The organism is Paraglaciecola sp. (assembly GCF_039942875.1).
GTDB lineage: Bacteria > Pseudomonadota > Gammaproteobacteria > Enterobacterales > Alteromonadaceae > Paraglaciecola.
In genome coordinates this window covers 54,799-71,646 of the sequence record NZ_JBDVBQ010000041.1, presented here as the reverse complement: position 1 = coordinate 71,646, position 16,848 = coordinate 54,799, and the positions used below count along the sequence as shown (strand labels likewise).

General features: G+C 39.4%; 15 protein-coding genes. 6 read left to right on the top strand and 9 right to left on the bottom strand.

The features are described 5' to 3' along the window. From argA to ABJE44_RS13770, 3 genes are all read left to right on the top strand, one after another. Entirely contained in the window at positions 1-1,311 is a 1,311-nt protein-coding gene (gene argA / locus ABJE44_RS13780; RefSeq protein ID WP_348110275.1) for an amino-acid N-acetyltransferase, read from the top strand. A 26-nt stretch (positions 1,312-1,337) separates the two neighbouring features. After that, positions 1,338-2,000 (top strand): peptidylprolyl isomerase, encoded by a 663-nt coding sequence (locus ABJE44_RS13775; RefSeq protein ID WP_348110274.1) that lies wholly within the window; start codon positions 1,338-1,340, stop codon positions 1,998-2,000. A gap of 221 nt (positions 2,001-2,221) precedes the next feature. After that, positions 2,222-3,523 (top strand): MATE family efflux transporter, encoded by a 1,302-nt coding sequence (locus ABJE44_RS13770; protein ID WP_348110273.1) that lies wholly within the window; start codon positions 2,222-2,224, stop codon positions 3,521-3,523. Between the two features lie 97 nt (positions 3,524-3,620). Here the strand turns inward: ABJE44_RS13770 and ABJE44_RS13765 are convergent, their stop codons facing one another. The 5 genes from ABJE44_RS13765 to zwf are packed head-to-tail and all read right to left on the bottom strand — an operon-like array spanning position 3,621 to position 9,264. Further along, entirely contained in the window at positions 3,621-4,262 is a 642-nt protein-coding gene (locus ABJE44_RS13765) for a bifunctional 4-hydroxy-2-oxoglutarate aldolase/2-dehydro-3-deoxy-phosphogluconate aldolase (protein WP_348110272.1), read from the bottom strand. Positions 4,263-4,268: 6 nt separating this feature from the next. Next, positions 4,269-5,222, bottom strand: a complete 954-nt coding sequence (locus tag ABJE44_RS13760; RefSeq protein WP_348110303.1) for a glucokinase — start codon at positions 5,220-5,222, stop codon at positions 4,269-4,271. Beyond that, positions 5,218-7,038 carry a phosphogluconate dehydratase gene (gene edd, locus ABJE44_RS13755; RefSeq protein WP_348110271.1) on the bottom strand — a complete coding sequence of 607 codons (1,821 nt, stop codon included), beginning with the start codon at positions 7,036-7,038 and terminating at the stop codon, positions 5,218-5,220. Before edd ends, ABJE44_RS13760 begins: the two co-directional genes overlap by 5 nt. Positions 7,039-7,081: 43 nt before the next feature. Then, on the bottom strand, positions 7,082-7,774 hold the full coding sequence (gene pgl / locus ABJE44_RS13750; RefSeq protein ID WP_348110270.1) for a 6-phosphogluconolactonase: 693 nt from the start codon (positions 7,772-7,774) through the stop codon (positions 7,082-7,084). Next, positions 7,774-9,264: a glucose-6-phosphate dehydrogenase gene (zwf, locus tag ABJE44_RS13745; protein WP_348120802.1), complete on the bottom strand. Its 1,491-nt coding sequence runs from the start codon at positions 9,262-9,264 to the stop codon at positions 7,774-7,776. Before zwf ends, pgl begins: the two co-directional genes overlap by 1 nt. Before the next feature lie 282 nt (positions 9,265-9,546). Between zwf and ABJE44_RS13740 the strand changes: the two genes are divergently transcribed. The 3 genes from ABJE44_RS13740 to ABJE44_RS13730 all read left to right on the top strand — a co-directional run bounded on the left by ABJE44_RS13740 (position 9,547) and on the right by ABJE44_RS13730 (position 13,495). Next, a complete protein-coding gene (locus tag ABJE44_RS13740) occupies positions 9,547-10,401 on the top strand; it encodes a MurR/RpiR family transcriptional regulator (RefSeq protein ID WP_348110268.1) in 855 nt (284 codons plus the stop codon). Between the two features lie 264 nt (positions 10,402-10,665). Further along, positions 10,666-12,099, top strand: coding sequence for a pyruvate kinase (gene pyk, locus ABJE44_RS13735; RefSeq protein ID WP_348110267.1), 1,434 nt, complete (start codon positions 10,666-10,668; stop codon positions 12,097-12,099). 220 nt (positions 12,100-12,319) lie between these two features. Further along, a complete protein-coding gene (locus ABJE44_RS13730) occupies positions 12,320-13,495 on the top strand; it encodes a saccharopine dehydrogenase NADP-binding domain-containing protein (RefSeq protein ID WP_348110266.1) in 1,176 nt (391 codons plus the stop codon). 89 nt (positions 13,496-13,584) lie between these two features. On the opposite strand, the gene ABJE44_RS13725 is transcribed toward ABJE44_RS13730, so the two are convergent. From ABJE44_RS13725 to rsmI, 4 genes are all read right to left on the bottom strand, one after another. Then, positions 13,585-14,217: a 2OG-Fe(II) oxygenase gene (locus tag ABJE44_RS13725; RefSeq protein ID WP_348110265.1), complete on the bottom strand. Its 633-nt coding sequence runs from the start codon at positions 14,215-14,217 to the stop codon at positions 13,585-13,587. A 110-nt stretch (positions 14,218-14,327) separates the two neighbouring features. Beyond that, positions 14,328-14,858: a hypothetical protein gene (locus tag ABJE44_RS13720; RefSeq protein WP_348110264.1), complete on the bottom strand. Its 531-nt coding sequence runs from the start codon at positions 14,856-14,858 to the stop codon at positions 14,328-14,330. A gap of 97 nt (positions 14,859-14,955) precedes the next feature. Beyond that, complete coding sequence (locus tag ABJE44_RS13715; RefSeq protein ID WP_348110263.1) at positions 14,956-15,930, bottom strand: FAD:protein FMN transferase; 975 nt, start codon at positions 15,928-15,930, stop codon at positions 14,956-14,958. 2 nt (positions 15,931-15,932) lie between these two features. Continuing rightward, entirely contained in the window at positions 15,933-16,766 is an 834-nt protein-coding gene (rsmI, locus tag ABJE44_RS13710) for a 16S rRNA (cytidine(1402)-2'-O)-methyltransferase (RefSeq protein ID WP_348110262.1), read from the bottom strand. Positions 16,767-16,848: the final 82 nt, after the last annotated feature.

Below are 16,848 nucleotides of genomic sequence, written 5' to 3'. Positions count from 1 at the left end.
GTGGTTGTATCTCATATCGATAGCGTAAAAATTATTCGCAACTCAGCGCCATACATCAATGCTCACAGGGGTAAAACCTTTGTGCTGATGTTTGGTGGTGAAGCCATCGAAGAGGAAAACTTTGCCAATATTATTCACGATATCGCGCTATTAAATAGCCTAGGTGTAAGACTAGTATTAGTACATGGTGCACGACCACAAATTGATGAACGCGCGTTACTCAGGGGGTTAACCCCTCGTTTTCATCAAGACGTTCGTATTACAAACAAACAAACCCTAGAATGCGTAAAAGACGCGGCAGGATCGGTCAGATCTCAGGTCGAAGCGTTACTCACTATGGGGTTAGCCAATTCCCCAATGCATGGCTCACAAATAAGAGTGTGCTCTGGAAACTTAGTAGTCGCTATGCCAATAGGCGTGCAAGATGGTGTGGACTACGAGAATACCGGCCTAGTTCGCCGTATTGATGTAGACGGTATAAACGATCATCTTAATGACGGCTCTATTGTTTTGTTACCCCCTATGGGCTATTCGGCCACGGGTGAGGTATTTAACCTTTCACACAAAGATGTGGCGACCAATGCAGCAATTGCGTTGAATGCTGACAAGCTAATCTTATTTAGAGAACAAGATGGCTTGATATCAGAAGATGGAAGACTACTTAGAAGTATAGAATTAGATCAAATCAATGAAATGCTCACTCAGCCTTTTTACGCACCTGAAAAGCAGTTATTTCAAGCAATCATTGCAAGCCTAGAAGCTGGCATTAGCCGTTGTCACTGTGTGAGTTACCGCCAAGACGGTGCTCTATTACAAGAACTGTTTACTCGAGATGGCGCAGGCTCATTGATATCACAACGTTCTTATGAACAGTTAAGGCATGCAAATGTTGAGGATGTGGCTGGTATTTTAAAGCTAATTAAACCTTTAGAAGAAAAAGGTATTTTAGTCACACGTTCGAGAGAAAGGTTAGAGCAAGAGATCGAACAATTTATGCTACTTGAAAGAGACGGCATGACCATAGCCTGCGCTGCGCTTTATCCCTACACTGAAGAAGAAATGGGTGAATTAGCGTGCGTTGCAACACATACCGACTATCGAGGTGGAAACCGTGGTGAACGTTTGCTAGAAGCTATAAAGAAACACGCTCTACAACAAGGACTCACCAGCATTTTTGTATTAACTACTGTCACAGCCCATTGGTTTCAAGAGCAAGGTTTTAAGCAAGCTAGTCTTGATGACCTCCCAGCCAAAAAGAAACAGCTATACAACTTTCAACGAAACTCAAAGGTGTTTAAACTAGATATCTAGTTAATTTAAACAAGACCCCTTACATCATGAAGTCTTATCTGTCGTTAAGCTCGCCCACTGCTGTTGTTATTTTGATTATGTTAATTTTTTCAAGTTGTGACTTATTTACTGATAAAGCCATCAAACAAGTGGATCAGTTTATTGCAGAACAAGACATTGATAAGACCTCTAAAACGTGGAAAACAAATTTATCTCAAGCACCAGAGTTAACCTTTACAGCAGATAAGATTTACCTTTGGAAATTAACAACTAGTCATGGTGATATTACAGTAACATTCAAACCAGACATCGCTCCTATGCACGTATCTAGTACCATTTATCTTACAAAATTAGGGTTTTATGACGGTTTGTTATTTCATCGAATTATTCCTGGCTTTATGGCACAAGGAGGGGACCCTTTAGGTACAGGGAGAGGAAATCCTGGTTATAAGTATGCAGGTGAATTTAGTGATGCAATAACCCACGCAGAAGCTGGTAAATTGAGCATGGCAAACGCAGGGCCCAATACCGATGGTAGCCAATTTTTCCTAACGTTCTCAGCCACACCTTGGTTAGATGGTAAACATACTATTTTCGGTGAAGTCACTGAAGGTATGGAAGTATTAAAAAATATAGAAAAGCTCGGTTCTAGAAATGGCCGACCAAGTGAAGGAGTGTCTATTATTCATGCAAGCGTAGTAGCTCAATAAGTCGTTGCTTAGGGTAACCTAAACCACACCTTTTCTCATTGTTAGTTCCTGAGTGCGGTATGCCCTGCTCCACAATACAACTTTGAGAATAAGTTACCTGTTTAAAAGCCATGAAAAAATAAAGCAACTAGCCTATTTCAAAGCCGCACTCTGTAGACATTCAAACTCATATAGGCTCTACATTGATAGTATCTAACACACAGATTAAGCAGAACCTGGCAATGGCATGGCCACTCGCTTTTAATGCTCTATTGGTTCAATCCATGTTGTTAATTGATACCTTTCTAGTGGCGCCTCTTGGCGAACACCCTGTAGCGGCAATGGGGATTGCTGCCACTATCATTGCTTTTGTCTTAGGCATTGAAATTGCCATTGGTAACGGGATACAGCTTCTAGTAGGAAGAGCCTTTGGCTCTAAAAGCCAAGAAGACCTTGCTATAGCTTACCGTTCAGGGCTGGTAATCAACATATCAGTTTCATTAGTGTTTCTGCTTATATTAACGATATTTGACACTGATATTATCGCTGCAATTACAGAAGACAAAGCTTTAGCAAGCCTTACAGAAACATATATATCAATAACCAAATACCTAGTACTCATCACTGCCTATACTCAAGTTTGTACCGCATTACTCAATGGTTGCGGCAAAACCCAAAAGCCACTACAAGGCTTTATGCTTGAATTACCCATAAATGCATTAATAAGCTACTTTCTCATCAATGGTTTTGGGGGGGTTGTAGGGATTGGTCTTGAAGGGGCTGCGTGGGGAAGTCTAATTGCGGTAATGGTTAGAGCTGTATTTCTGCACCTTACGTTAAAACAAGATACTGACATAGACCTTGCTTACCCCGCGCACCATATGTTGCACATTGAAATAGGTCCTCAGTATTTTGAAATATATCCTATTGCTGCAAACTTCTTTGTACTATCAATTGGCGCGACCATTTATCAATTATTGTTTGCTCAATTAGATCTATATTCATTTGTAGCGATCACTTTAATCTTTCCTTGGCTTAGGGCAGGCACGCAGTTTCCAAACTCTTGGGCCCAAGCTTCTGCTATTACTATTACCCAAACGCTAGGACAAAATAAAGTTCATACCTTAACTTCATTTATCAGTGAAGTAACCCGAGTAGGTATGCTGATATCTATTATGATTGCTTTACTATTTTTTATATTAAGTCTATCGATACACACTGTTTATCCAAATATAAACACTCATACCTATCACGCTCTAATGACAATTGCCCCTCTTTACATTGCTCTTCCAATTGTTAGAGCCTACAACACAATTGCAGGTAATATTTTAAGGGCTGTAGGCCAAAGTCATTTAGTCTTAAAGATACACTTCATGACATTATGGCTTGGTGCTTTACCACTATGCGCCGTTCTCGTTCTTTACTTAGATGTTTCAATTTTTTGGGCTTTTGCCATGGTCCCTTTTGAAGAGTTCCTTAAAATATTCTGGTTTTATCGCTATAAAAAACGGTATATCCGAGACTTAGTAACAGATAAAAAATAACTTTTATGATCAATAATGCATAAAAAAATCCGATGACAATTGTCATCGGATTTTCTATTTAAACAATGTTGTTTAACGACTATCTAATAAACTTAGTTTATTTAACGCCAGCAATTGCTTCTTTAGCTAGTTGAGTGATTTTATCCCACTCGCCGTTTTCCATTACATCTTCTGGTGCTAACCAAGAGCCACCACAACAAGCTACGTTAGATAAAGATAAGTAGTCATTATAGTTGCTAGGGCTGATACCACCTGTTGGACAGAATGTGATTTCTGGGCAAGGTCCACCAATGGCTTTAAGCGCTTTTACGCCACCAGAAGCTTCAGCTGGGAAGAACTTAAGGTGTGTATAGCCAAGATCTTTAGCTGTCATCAATTCTGAAATTGAAGAAATACCAGGAATAAGTGCAATGCTGCCTTCATTACCAGCTTTCAATAAATCTGTCGTCAACCCTGGGCTGATAGCGAACTTAGCGCCAGCATCTATCACTTGTTGTAATTGCTCACGGTTAGTTACTGTACCTGCACCGATTACTGCTTCCGGTACTTCTTTAGCAATCTTAGCGATTACGTCAATTGCTGCATCAGTTCTTAATGTTACTTCTAAAACCTTTATACCGCCCGCAATCAACGCTTTCGCTAGAGGAACTGCATGTTCGACATTTTTGATAACTAAAACCGGCACCACTGGCCCCTGGCTGAATATTTCTTCTGATGTCATTTTCCAATTTTTTGTCATTGAATTTTAACCTTTAAAATTTTGATTTAGATAGGCCATAGCTCCAATCAAACCATGATCGGGCTCGGTAATAATGAAAGTGGGAATTCCTACAACATAGTCTTTAAATCGACCTTTTGCTTCGAAACGCTCACGAAAATCACTTTCTTGAATAAACTTGGTGAAACGGGGGGCAATGCCACCACCAATATACACGCCACCACGTGTTCCCATATTAAGGGCAAGATTTCCTGCAAAACTACCCAAAATTTTGCAGAATTGGTTCAAAGTAGCGGTACATAGAGCACAACTACCATTGAGAGCTTTATCAGTAATGTCAGCTGCTTCAGTTAACTCAGCCTCGGTACTTTGATATTCTGATAATGCTTGATAAATCTGCACTACACCGCGTCCTGACAATACTTCTTCAGCAGAGGCATGGCCTAACTTTTTAGTTAAAAAACGTAAGATAGCAATATCAAGCTCATCAACCGCAGCAAAATCTACATGTCCGCCTTCACCATCTAGCGCTAACCAACCATCAGTAGAAGGTGCTAAGTGTTTAACACCTAAGCCAGTGCCAGGACCAAACACTGCAATATTTTCATTCTCTTTAATTGAACCAGCACCAACCTGAAATTTTTGCTGATCATTTAACACTGGCACAGCATGAGCTACAGCGGTGAAATCATTAATGACACCTAACCAGTTAAGGCTCAAGTCATTTTTTAACTCTGTAATAGAGAAATCCCAATGATTATTCGTCATTGAAATATTGTCACCTGTAACAGGACAAGCAACTCCAAGACAGCCAGCACTAAATGTAACGTTAGAATATTCAGTAAAATAGGTTTTTATAGCATCAGTGATGGTAGCAAAATCAGCACACAAATATTTTTTAATGTTACTAATATTAGCTCCATCTACTTGGGCGATACGAATATTAGTACCGCCAACATCAGCAACAAACTTCATACTAATCCTGACCTAAAAATAGTGAACAAGCGCCCTGCTCGGCACCTGTTAAGGTAGTACGAACAGCCGCAAACATTTCTCTGCCCATACCAATTTGGTGATTTGCAACATCTGTTACTTTAGCTTCCCGGCTTGCTAATTCCTCATCACTAACTAACACAGACATAACGCCCGTTGCCGTATCTAATTCGATCATATCGCCAGTATTCACTTTAGCTAATAAGCCTCCCTTCAACGCTTCTGGAGTCACGTGGATAGCGGCCGGAACTTTACCTGACGCACCAGACATACGGCCATCAGTCACCAATGCAACTTTGTAGCCACGGTCCTGCAATACGGCAAGAGGTGGAGTTAAGCTATGTAGCTCAGGCATACCTATGGCTGAAGGGCCTTGGAATCTCACAACAACGACACAGTCTTTATTTAATTCATCTGCTTTAAACGCAGCGTGGAGTTCAAACTGGTCTTCAAAAACAACAGCTGGCGCTGTAATTTTACAATGAGGGTCACGTAATGCAGAAGTCTTCATCACGGCTCGACCTAAGTTACCAGACAGTACAGATAAACCACCATCGACTTTGAAAGGCTTCTCTACAGAAGCTACGACTTCTTTATCAAAAGATTCTTTAGGTCCATCTTGCCAAATCAACTCACCATCTTTGATCACTGGCTCTTGAGTATATTGCTCAAGGCCATCACCACATATGGTTTTAACATCATTATGAAGTAAGCCAGCATTTAATAACTCTCTAAACAATAGAGCCATACCACCAGCTGCGGTAAAGTGGTTAATATCAGCAGAGCCATTTGGATAGATTCTGGTTAATAATGGAATTACTCTTGAAATATCAGCGAAATCATCCCAATTGATAATATAACCTGCTGATCTAGCCACAGCCACTAAATGCATAGTGTGGTTAGTTGAACCACCCGTTGCTAATAATGCGACAAGACCATTCACTATGGCTTTAGCATCAACAATATGACCCATAGGACGGTAATTATCGCCAAGATCAGTAATACGAGTGATCTGTTTAGCTGCTGCATCCGTTAAAGCATCTCTCAAAGGAGTACCAGGATTAACAAAAGAAGACCCAGGAAGGTGCAGCCCCATGGTTTCTACGACAAGTTGATTACTATTAGCCGTACCATAGAAAGTACAGGTTCCTGCAGAGTGGTAAGACTTAGACTCTGCATCTAACAACTCTTCTCTAGTCGCTTTACCTTCGGCATAAGCTTGACGAACACGGGCTTTTTCTTTATTTGGAATACCAGACGGCATGGGGCCTGCAGGTACAAAAATACTTGGTAAATGTCCGAAGCTAAGGGCTCCCATCAGTAAACCAGGTACAATTTTGTCACAGATACCCAACAGCAAATTGCCATCAAACATGTTATGAGATAACGAGATAGCCGTTGCTTGAGCAATAATATCTCGACTCATTAAACTCAGATCCATACCTGGCGTACCCTGAGTTACGCCATCACACATAGCTGGCACACCGCCAGCGAATTGAGCAACACTGCCCACTTCACTTACTGCTTTTTTAAGAATAGCAGGGTAATCTTCATAGGGTTGATGAGCCGATAACATGTCATTGTATGAAGATACAATTGCGATATTAGCTTTGGTCATACTACGTAAGTCAGCTTTATCTTCTGTACCACAAGCAGCAAAGCCATGGGCTAAGTTACCACATGATAACACACCACGATGAGGCCCTTCTAAACGAGCGGCTTCTATTTTATCTAAATACGCTTTGCGAGTATTTTTACTTCGTTCGATAATTCGTGCAGTGACTTCCTGAATGGCAGCGTTCACAGTTTTCTCCAAAAAATTTTAAATTGATTGTTTGCCTATCTGGCTATGGAGCCCACAACAATTCTACATCAGCATTATTCAATACTGCACGAATCGGCATTTCCATTTCGTTGTCACCAGATAAAGCAAGATCTAATACTTCTTTTTTACTATCACCAGTTAAATGTAGAAAAATTTGCTGACTATTTAATAAGGCAGGCAAGGTCAATGACATTCTCTGGTTAGGTGCCGTAGTAGGTTGTACAGCTATATAAGATTGACCGGATTCAAGGTCTAACCCTTCAGATATTTGTTCTGAACAAGGAAACAAAGACGCAGTATGTCCATCTTCACCCATGCCCAGAATCACTACATCAAAAGGTGTATGTATATCTTGCAAATTACTCGTACACTGTTGAACGGCTTCGTTAGCATTAGCATGGTGAGTTTTTAATGGGAAAAAATTAGCGTTAACTGCATTATTTATCAGAAGTTTCTCGCGTAACATTTTTTCATTTGACGCATCATTACCATTATCAACCCAACGTTCATCAGCTAAGCTAATATCTACTAAATCCCAAGCTAAGCTAACTTTAGATAGCGCTTCGAATAAAGCTGCCGGAGTTCTGCCACCTGAAACAATTAAGCTAGCTCGTCCGTTTTCTTCAATTCCATCTCTTAATAATTTAGATATCTTGCGTGTGAATGCTAAATTTAGCTGTTCTGGAGTTCTAAATTTTGATCGCGTTAACGCCATTATTTTTTCCCTATTTTACTTTCATACCAAGCTCTGTCTTCTCTCGCCAATAATGCAATAGAAGAAACGGGACCCCAAGTTCCCGCTTGGTAAGGTTCTGGGGCTTCGTTACTAGAATTCCATGCCGCGAGTATTCCATCAACCCAAGTCCAAGCGGCTTCAACTTCATCTCTACGTACGAACAATGACTGATTACCTAACATTACTTCCAACAGTAATTTTTCATAGGCGTCTGCAATACGTTCGTCTTTGAAAGTGTCAGAAAAGCTCAAGTTAAGTTTAGATTTTTGTAAGTTCATTGCACCTGAACTAGTTAATCCTGGCACTTTATTCATAACGGTAACTTCAACGCCTTCATCTGGTTGCAGGCGAATAGTCAATTTATTCGGGGGTAGCTGAGTGAAGCTATCCTTAAACAAGTTATGAGGCTGGCGCTTGAAGAAGATATTCACTTCACTAGTTTTGTTTGGTAATCGTTTACCTGTTCTCAAATAGAAAGGAACACCTGCCCAACGCCAGTTGTCTATTTCTACTTTCAATGCGATAAAGGTTTCAGTGGTACTTTGCTGGTTAGCATCAGGCTCATCTAAATACCCAGGGACTTCTTTACCCTTTATAAATCCTTCAACATATTGCCCACGAACAGTGTTCTGACGTACGTTTGATGCATCAATAGGCCGCAGCGCTTTAAGCACTTTAAGTTTTTCGTTACGAATATTTGTTGCGTCTAGTGTAGCCGGAGGCTCCATCGCAATCAGCGTTAAAATTTGTAACAAGTGGTTTTGCACCATATCACGCATTTGACCTGCATCGTCAAAATAGCCCCAACGACCTTCTATACCAACAGACTCAGCCACACTAATTTGCACGTGATCAATACAGTTATGATCCCAGTTGGTTGCAAATATTGAGTTCGCAAAACGCAACGCAACTAAGTTCAATACCGTTTCTTTACCTAAATAATGATCTATACGATAGATTTGTTTTTCTTCAAAAAACTCTGCAACTTGATCATTAATTACTTTTGAAGATTCTAAATCGTGTCCAAGTGGCTTTTCTAGTACCACACGCATACTTTTATCGATAATTTTAGCGGCTTTCAAGCCTCGGCAAATGTCACCAAAAATTGACGGGGGAGTAGCAAAGTAACAAACCATAGTTCGTTTTGCATCAACATGCTCTTTAAACACTTTGTAGCTGTCCGCGTTCTTCATGTCGACACAAACATAATCTAGCTTTTCTTTGAATCTATCCCAAGTTTCTGGACAAAGGTCTTCTTTAGTAAAATTTTCGATATTTTCTTTTACTAAAGTTACGTATTCTTCAATACTGATATCTTGACGTGCTACCCCAATTACTTTGGTTTCAGCATGCATCAAGTCAGCTTTTTCGAGTTGATATAGGGAGGGTAAAAGTTTACGTCTGGCCAAGTCACCTTTGGTACCAAACAAAACAAAGTCACAAGGTTCGAATGAATTTTCCAAAACCATTTTTATTGCCTACTTAAATATTTAGAGAAAATGTTGCTGAAAATGATCCCCGTACTACAAAATGGATCAACGATCATATGATATAAAATTTAACATCATATGTAGTAAATTTACAACTTATCATGGTCAATTCATCATAAATATGACCCATTTGGCCTATTAATTTTATAAAAACTGTAAATAATCATGTTAAAAAATTACAACTACAGTATCCATAAGGATAATTACAATGGTAATCTTACCAATAAGGTGAAGCCATTATAATGAAGTTTTCTGCTAAATATGAACATTCTAGAAAAAATAACTCAACATAATTCTTTGTTTAGTAAATCAGAGCGCAAAGTTGCGGAGATTATCCTCGCAAATCCTCAGACTGCAATACATAGCAGCATAGCTACGTTAGCAAAAATGTCAGGTGTCAGCGAACCTACAGTCAACCGGTTTTGCCGTAGACTAGACACCAAAGGTTATCCCGACTTTAAGCTCCATCTAGCTCAAAGCCTTGCCAATGGAACACCATATGTAAATAGACATGTGGAAGAGAATGATGGGCCTGACGAGTACACCAAGAAAATTTTTGAGTCGACAATGGCTTCACTAGAAGTCGCTCGTCAATCAGTAGATATTAATACAATAAATCGAGCAGTAGACCTGCTAACTCAAGCACAAAAAATATCTTTTTTCGGTTTAGGTGCCTCAGCATCAGTCGCTCATGACGCATTAAATAAATTTTTTAGATTCAACGTTCCTGTGGTTTACTTTGAAGATATTTTAATGCAGCGCATGAGCTGTATGAATTGTGGTGAGGAAGATGTAGTGGTTTTAATTTCACACACCGGACGTACAAAAAGCTTAGTTGAGATTGCGCAAATTGCCCGAGGAAACGATGCAACTGTTATGGGTATAACTTCAAAAGGCAGCCCTTTAGCGAAAGAATGCAATATAGTACTTTCTCTTGAGGTACCTGAAGACACTGATATGTATATGCCTATGGCTTCTCGGATAGCACAATTGATATTAATCGATATTTTGGCCACCGGCTTTACCCTTAGAAGGGGTAATAAATTTAGAGAAAACCTAAAACGAGTCAAAGATACATTGAGAGGGTCTAGGTTTGATAAAAGAGACGCTCCTTAAGCAATGGCATATAAAAAAGAGTTTTAGTGCTCTTTTTTTCGGAATCATTTCACTTTAAGGCTGTTTTGCACTACCATTTTCGTAATAAAATTACAGATTTGTTAATTTGTGACAAATTAAAGCCCAAGTGCTTATAGCCGTCATAAATAATTAAAAGAGTATTGCTAAAATCTAGCTATGCTACTAAGTGTAAAATTTATTTTTCTAACATCTATCATTTAAAGGTAGATTATTAATGCGCGACAACTACAGAGCAATATAATCATGTTAAGACGAACAAAAATACTGGCGACTTTAGGTCCATCTACGGATACCGTTGAACAAATTGAGGGAATTCTTAAAGCCGGCGCCAATGTGGTAAGGATGAACTTTTCTCACGGTACTGCACAAGACCATATAGATCGCGCTGAGAAAGTTCGTATCGCAGCGAAAAAGCTAGGTAAATATGTTGCTATATTGGGTGATTTACAAGGTCCCAAAATTCGCGTAGCAAAATTTGCTGAAGGCTCCATCATTTTAAAAATCGGTGATCATTTTATTCTTGATGCTGATTTAGACCGTGATGCTGGAAACCAAGAGTCTGTAGGGATTGATTACAAAGCCTTGCCTCAAGATGTTTCGCCTGGCGATATATTATTATTAGATGACGGTCGTATTCAATTAAAAGTAGACACTGTAGAAGGAAACAAGGTCCACACTAAAGTGACAGTTGCCGGTAAGCTTTCAAACAATAAAGGAATTAACCGTCAAGGTGGTGGGCTATCTGCTGAAGCACTTACCGAAAAAGATAAAGAAGATATAGTTACAGCAGCGAAAATTGGTGTTGATTATTTAGCCGTTTCTTTTCCCCGTTCAGGTGATGATTTACGTTATGCACGTCAGTTAGCAGAAAAAGCAGGCTGCAGTGCTATGATTTGTTCTAAAGTCGAACGTGCTGAAACCGTTGCTTCTGATGAAGCTATCGATGACATTATCTCTGCATCGGACGCTGTAATGGTTGCCCGGGGTGATTTAGGAGTAGAAATAGGTGATGCAGAGCTAGTAGGCGTCCAGAAAAAGCTTATTTCTCGTTCAAGACAGCTTAATAAAGTCGTTATCACAGCGACTCAAATGATGGAGTCTATGATAACTAGCCCGATGCCAACCCGTGCTGAAGTAATGGATGTGGCAAATGCTGTTTTAGACGGAACAGATGCCGTTATGTTATCGGCCGAAACTGCAGCTGGTGAATTCCCAGTTGAAACAGTAGAGGCTATGGCTCGTGTTTGTATGGGAGCTGAAACCCATCCAAGTGTTACAGCTTCAAAACATAGAATGAATGAAGAGTTTACAAGCGTTAGTGAAACCGTTGCTTTTAGCGCTATGTACTCTGCAAACCACTTAAAAGATATAAAAGCGATTGTTGCGTTGACAGAGAGTGGCAGCACTCCTCTACTTATGTCACGTATTACCACCTCATTACCAATTTATGCCTTGTCTATGAATATCAATTCATTAAACAAAATGGCATTATACAGAGGTGTTAAACCTGTTTTCTTTGACGATAGCAATAGTGAATCAGGTCACCTAAAGCGTGATGTCGTTGCTGTTTTAATAGAAAAAGGTTTATTAAATACTGGTGATCGTTTTGTATTCACCTATTGTGACGGACAGGCTGAAACTGTAAGCACTAATACTAGTAAAATTTGGACTGCTTAAATTTCAATAAGTTGATTTAAAGTTAATTTAAAAATGGGCTCGGTTGAGCCCTTTTTGTTGCCTGATGTTTAATCGAACATACACATCTTACATACAGCTCTATTGAAAACATAACTCAGAATCATCATCGCTAGAAATAGATCTTTATTACATAAATAAAGTAAACTTATGCAACTAGGACATTACACTCAAGCTACTAATGTAATATATAGGGTGTGTAATGAGTACTAATAAAGAATTTGATATCGTAATTTATGGCGCAACAGGGTTTACTGGTCGCTTAGTCGCTGAATATTTAGTGAAACAATATTCTGGAGATAGCTCATTAAAGTGGGCAATGGCTGGACGAAGTACAGCTAAACTAACCCAAGTTAGAGACGAGATAAAAGCCCCCAAAAACACGCCTCTTATTATTGCTGATGCGCAAGATTCAAGCTCAATTCAAGCAATGCTGAATCGTACAAAATTAGTCCTCACAACCGTTGGCCCATATCAGGTATACGGCTCAGATCTTGTCGCTATGTGTGCTAAATCTGGTGTCGATTACGTTGACTTATGCGGGGAGCCTGTATGGATGAGCGAAATGATCCCCGCCCATGAAAAAACAGCCCAATTAAGTGGCGCTCGCATTGTATTTTCTTGCGGATTTGATTCCATCCCCTCTGATATGGGTGTTTATCATCTACAAAACCTAGCCAAGCAACAGTTTGGTAAGGTTATGCCTACAATAAGATGTAGAGTCAGAAAAATGAAAGGTACTTTCTCAGGAGGAACCGCAGCTAGCTTTAAAGAAACGCTGATAGCCGCCAAAAAAGACCCAATTAAAATGAAAGCTTTGCTCAATCCATTTTCACTCACACCGGGTTTTACAGGAGCTGATCAACCCTATGGTAATAAACCATTCTACGAAGCAGACTTGGGTAGCTGGGTCACTCCCTTTGTTATGGCAGTAATTAACACCCGTAACGTACAACGCTCAAACTTTCTTTTAAATAAAGCCTACGGTGAAGATTTTGTTTACGACGAAATGTTTATGACCGGTCCAGGTGAAAAAGGAGAAGCGATAGCTAATGCCATGGCAGATGATAAAAGTATGAGCGGTGACGACGGCCCTAAACCGGGTGAAGGCCCCAGCAAAGAAGAACGTGAATCTGGATTTTATGATTTACTATATATAGGTTCTGATGCACAAGGAAATGAAATTAAGCTATCAGTTAAGGGCGATAGAGACCCAGGGTATGGCTCAACATCGAAAATGATAGCCGAAACTGCAATATGCCTGGTAAAAGATGCAGCAGATACCAAAGGAGGTATTTGGACCACGGCACCTTCTATGGGCGACAAACTCATTCAGCGTTTACAACAAAATGCAGGCCTGACCTTTACTCAGGAATAAATGGGTTCAAAATATTGACTTGAGTAGGGCTTGCTCTGAAATAGAGTCAAGTCTTATTAACCAAGTTACTACACTTTGCACCAATAGAGTTATCGATACCACCCAGCAATGCTATACCTATCATTATTGCTGGTTAAAACTTCATGGGGGAATACATCACTTAGAAATAACACACACCGATTAAACATAGGAGCAATATTAATCAATGGCTCTACTTGTTTTTGATCGGCGTATAAGCATAACTCACCACCATCTTCTACTTGCCAGTCTGGCGTTAAATAAAACACAGAGCTTAATCTACGATTTTTTTGAGTTGATGATTGCTGTGATTTGAATGCATCTAAATGGCGTAAGTAAAAATCACCTTTTTGATAATGAGAGTAGTGACATTCAAATTCAGACAACCCCATAAATAGTCTTTGATTCACCCCCTGTTGGAGTCTCTCCATCACAGAGATATAAGTCACCTGAGGGACCATTTTTTGAGTTAACCACAATGTACTATCTGTGCGGATTTTACTATCTAATTTGTTGTCTTCATTTCTCCCAATACCTGCCGCCTTAAATTTTGTTCTAGATAATACTTCAGCATCGGTTAAAAGTGATGACGCCAAATCAATTGGCAAAAAGTTCTCTAGTAATACATAGCCTTGCGATGCAATAGAGTCAGCAATTAGATCTAAGACTTGATCAGTCAAGAATATATTATTTAGATTACTCATTCTGATTCTTCAAAAAAATTTGGGTAAGTATATCTAAATTATCTAGCAAGAGTACTGGATAGTCTAAGGAAGAGAGGAATATGAGCGCTATTTAAAATTAGCTAAATCTATTAAGAGCTCAGCTGTAGGTTACTGTTGGTAGTACATATTTGTTGGGTTGCAACAAATGTATTTTGGATAAGTGCTGCGTCACTACTGGCTCGATGACGCTGTACTTGCATTTCTCTAAATAGTTTATCTTTTGTGGCATGCCATAAGGACATTTGCGGTTCATTTAAAATCATTTCTAAAGAACTTACCTGAAACTGCATCACGACTCCGGCAGCATGAAATAACTTGATAAGCCAAGTATCATCAACAACCCAGCCATCAGAATAAACGACTTGCCCTTGAAGAAATTGATTTAGTTGCCGGCACACAGACTGAACAGACTCACCTTTTTCATTTAAAAGTTGCCTGCTAATACCGTGTAAAGATTCTGCTTGTTTATCCCAATGAACCCAATCACTGTGAGGTTTAATTAGGCAACAAAAACGCTCACCAGCGTCGTTGATTACCCCAACCTCTATCGGATAACTTGCCGCACCAAAACCGCTAGCTTCAATATCAATAATTGTTGGAACCAATATTTGTCTTCTCACAATGTTTCTAACAGCCCTTTCAAAAGGATAAATTATTACTCTACATTTAATGCTAAATAATGCCAATCTAAAACGTAAGCAAATGATTAATATACATTTACTCAACAAGTGCATTTGAGTAATGTAATTTACGAGTATTATCTAAAATAATCCCGTCATACCCAGGTGTTCGATTTAGTAAATCCATTCCTTTCTGAACACCTAGAACAAAAACTGCTGTAGATAAACCATCATTCAAGGTGCTACTAGGTCCAATAATCGAAACACTTTGCACCTCAAATGCAGACTTGCCCGTTTTCGGTGACAAAATATGATGGTAACGCTTACCATCTTCTTCAAAGTATCGTTCATAATCCCCAGAAGTCGATAAAGCAATATCAGCCAAAGGCAGCACAACAGCTTGTTTGTTTTTATTTCTAGGGTCTCTAATTCCTACCATCCAAGGTTTATCTAAACGATTTCCAAGTAATCGAGTATCACCACCGGCTGTGACCAATGCATATTTAATACCCGTTTGTTGTAAAATATGGATTGAATTGTCCACTGCATGACCTTTAGCAATCCCACCCAAGTCTATTTTTACATTCTCATGACCAAAGAAAATACTATGGTTACCTTCTTCAAGCTTAATATGCCTATAGTCAATTGCAGGTAATAACTCATTAATATTATTTTGCTTGGGCTTTTTGTGTTCACGATAGTCATATAGAAAACCGACACTCGCAAACGTAATATCAAATGCACCTTGAGTTTCTTTTGATAACTCAATAGCTAAACTTATTAAGTCGAATAGTTCTTTAGAAACAGTAACAGGCTCAATGGCAGCTTTAGCATTTAATTTACTCAACTCACTTGAAGGTTTATAGGGACTCATCAGCTGATCTATCCGGTGCATTTCGCTCATGATAGCTTCTATAGCGGCTTCACCAGTTACTGCAGACTCACTCCACAGCTCAACTTGAATATTCGTCCCCATAATCCCTTGTTTACTTTCAAACCACTTAGCTTGGATACTGACAGGTACAGTAATCAACAACAAAAAAAGAGAATAATAACAAAGTGTTTTTTTCATAATTATAATTCTAAGCCTAGTTGATAAAGCTGGTTTTTCTTTAACCCGAATTGCTCTGCTGTGATAGCTGAGGCTTTCTTTAAAGGAAGTTCATTCATTAAAAGCTTTAACAGATTAATGGCTTCAGCTGGCACTTCTGATTGATTAGGTTTTTCACCAGCAACCATTAAAACAAATTCACCTCTTTGGTGGTTAGTATCAGCTTCCAACCAATTCAAGCAAGCTTGTGCGGTTCCAGAATGAAATGTTTCAAAGGTTTTGGTTAACTCTTTTGCTAATACCATCTCACGTTCAGAACCAAGCTCAGTTATTACCTGTTTAACCGTATCCACCACTCTCCTGGGAGACTCATAAAAGACAGTAGTCATTGTTTCAACTAATAGCTTTTGCAAAGCTTGTTGTTTGGCCATAGCTTTAACTGGTAAGAAACCCTCAAACTTAAATTTATCTGTCGCTAAGCCGGCTGCACATAATGCTGTTATTGCGGCACAAGGACCAGGTAAAGGGACCACTTTAATACCCGCCATTCTACATTGGTTAACAAACCCATAACCAGGATCACTAATTAAGGGTGTACCTGCATCAGAGATCAAAGCGATATTTTCCCCCTGAGTTAACTTTTCTATGAGCTGCTTAGATCGCTGCGCTTCGTTATGATCATGTAGTGAAATTAATCGTGTAGCAATTGAGTAATGCTGCAATAACTTCTGGCTATGCCTTGTATCTTCAGCGGCAACTAAATCAACTTCCCCTAGTATGCGCAATGCCCTATGGGTAATGTCTTCAAGATTGCCAATTGGCGTGGCCACAATAAATAAGGTGCCTGATTCAATCAAAGATAATTCTCCACGGTAAAGTTCTCGTTGTTGCTAGATATTTATTCCCGATACTATAAACTATTCGACACTTTCTTTTACG

What these genes read in the sequence shown, in the direction of transcription:
- ABJE44_RS13775 (WP_348110274.1), top strand. Translation starts at nt 1,338, where the DNA reads ATGAAGTCTTATCTGTCGTTAAGCTCGCCCACTGCTGTTGTTATTTTG.
- ABJE44_RS13770 (WP_348110273.1), top strand. Translation starts at nt 2,222, where the DNA reads ATGGCATGGCCACTCGCTTTTAATGCTCTATTGGTTCAATCCATGTTG.
- ABJE44_RS13765 (WP_348110272.1), bottom strand. Translation starts at nt 4,262, where the DNA reads ATGACAAAAAATTGGAAAATGACATCAGAAGAAATATTCAGCCAGGGG.
- pgl (WP_348110270.1), bottom strand. Translation starts at nt 7,774, where the DNA reads ATGGCGTTAACGCGATCAAAATTTAGAACTCCAGAACAGCTAAATTTA.
- zwf (WP_348120802.1), bottom strand. Translation starts at nt 9,264, where the DNA reads ATGGTTTTGGAAAATTCATTCGAACCTTGTGACTTTGTTTTGTTTGGT.
- ABJE44_RS13740 (WP_348110268.1), top strand. Translation starts at nt 9,547, where the DNA reads ATGAACATTCTAGAAAAAATAACTCAACATAATTCTTTGTTTAGTAAA.
- pyk (WP_348110267.1), top strand. Translation starts at nt 10,666, where the DNA reads ATGTTAAGACGAACAAAAATACTGGCGACTTTAGGTCCATCTACGGAT.
- ABJE44_RS13730 (WP_348110266.1), top strand. Translation starts at nt 12,320, where the DNA reads ATGAGTACTAATAAAGAATTTGATATCGTAATTTATGGCGCAACAGGG.
- ABJE44_RS13725 (WP_348110265.1), bottom strand. Translation starts at nt 14,217, where the DNA reads ATGAGTAATCTAAATAATATATTCTTGACTGATCAAGTCTTAGATCTA.
- ABJE44_RS13715 (WP_348110263.1), bottom strand. Translation starts at nt 15,930, where the DNA reads ATGAAAAAAACACTTTGTTATTATTCTCTTTTTTTGTTGTTGATTACT.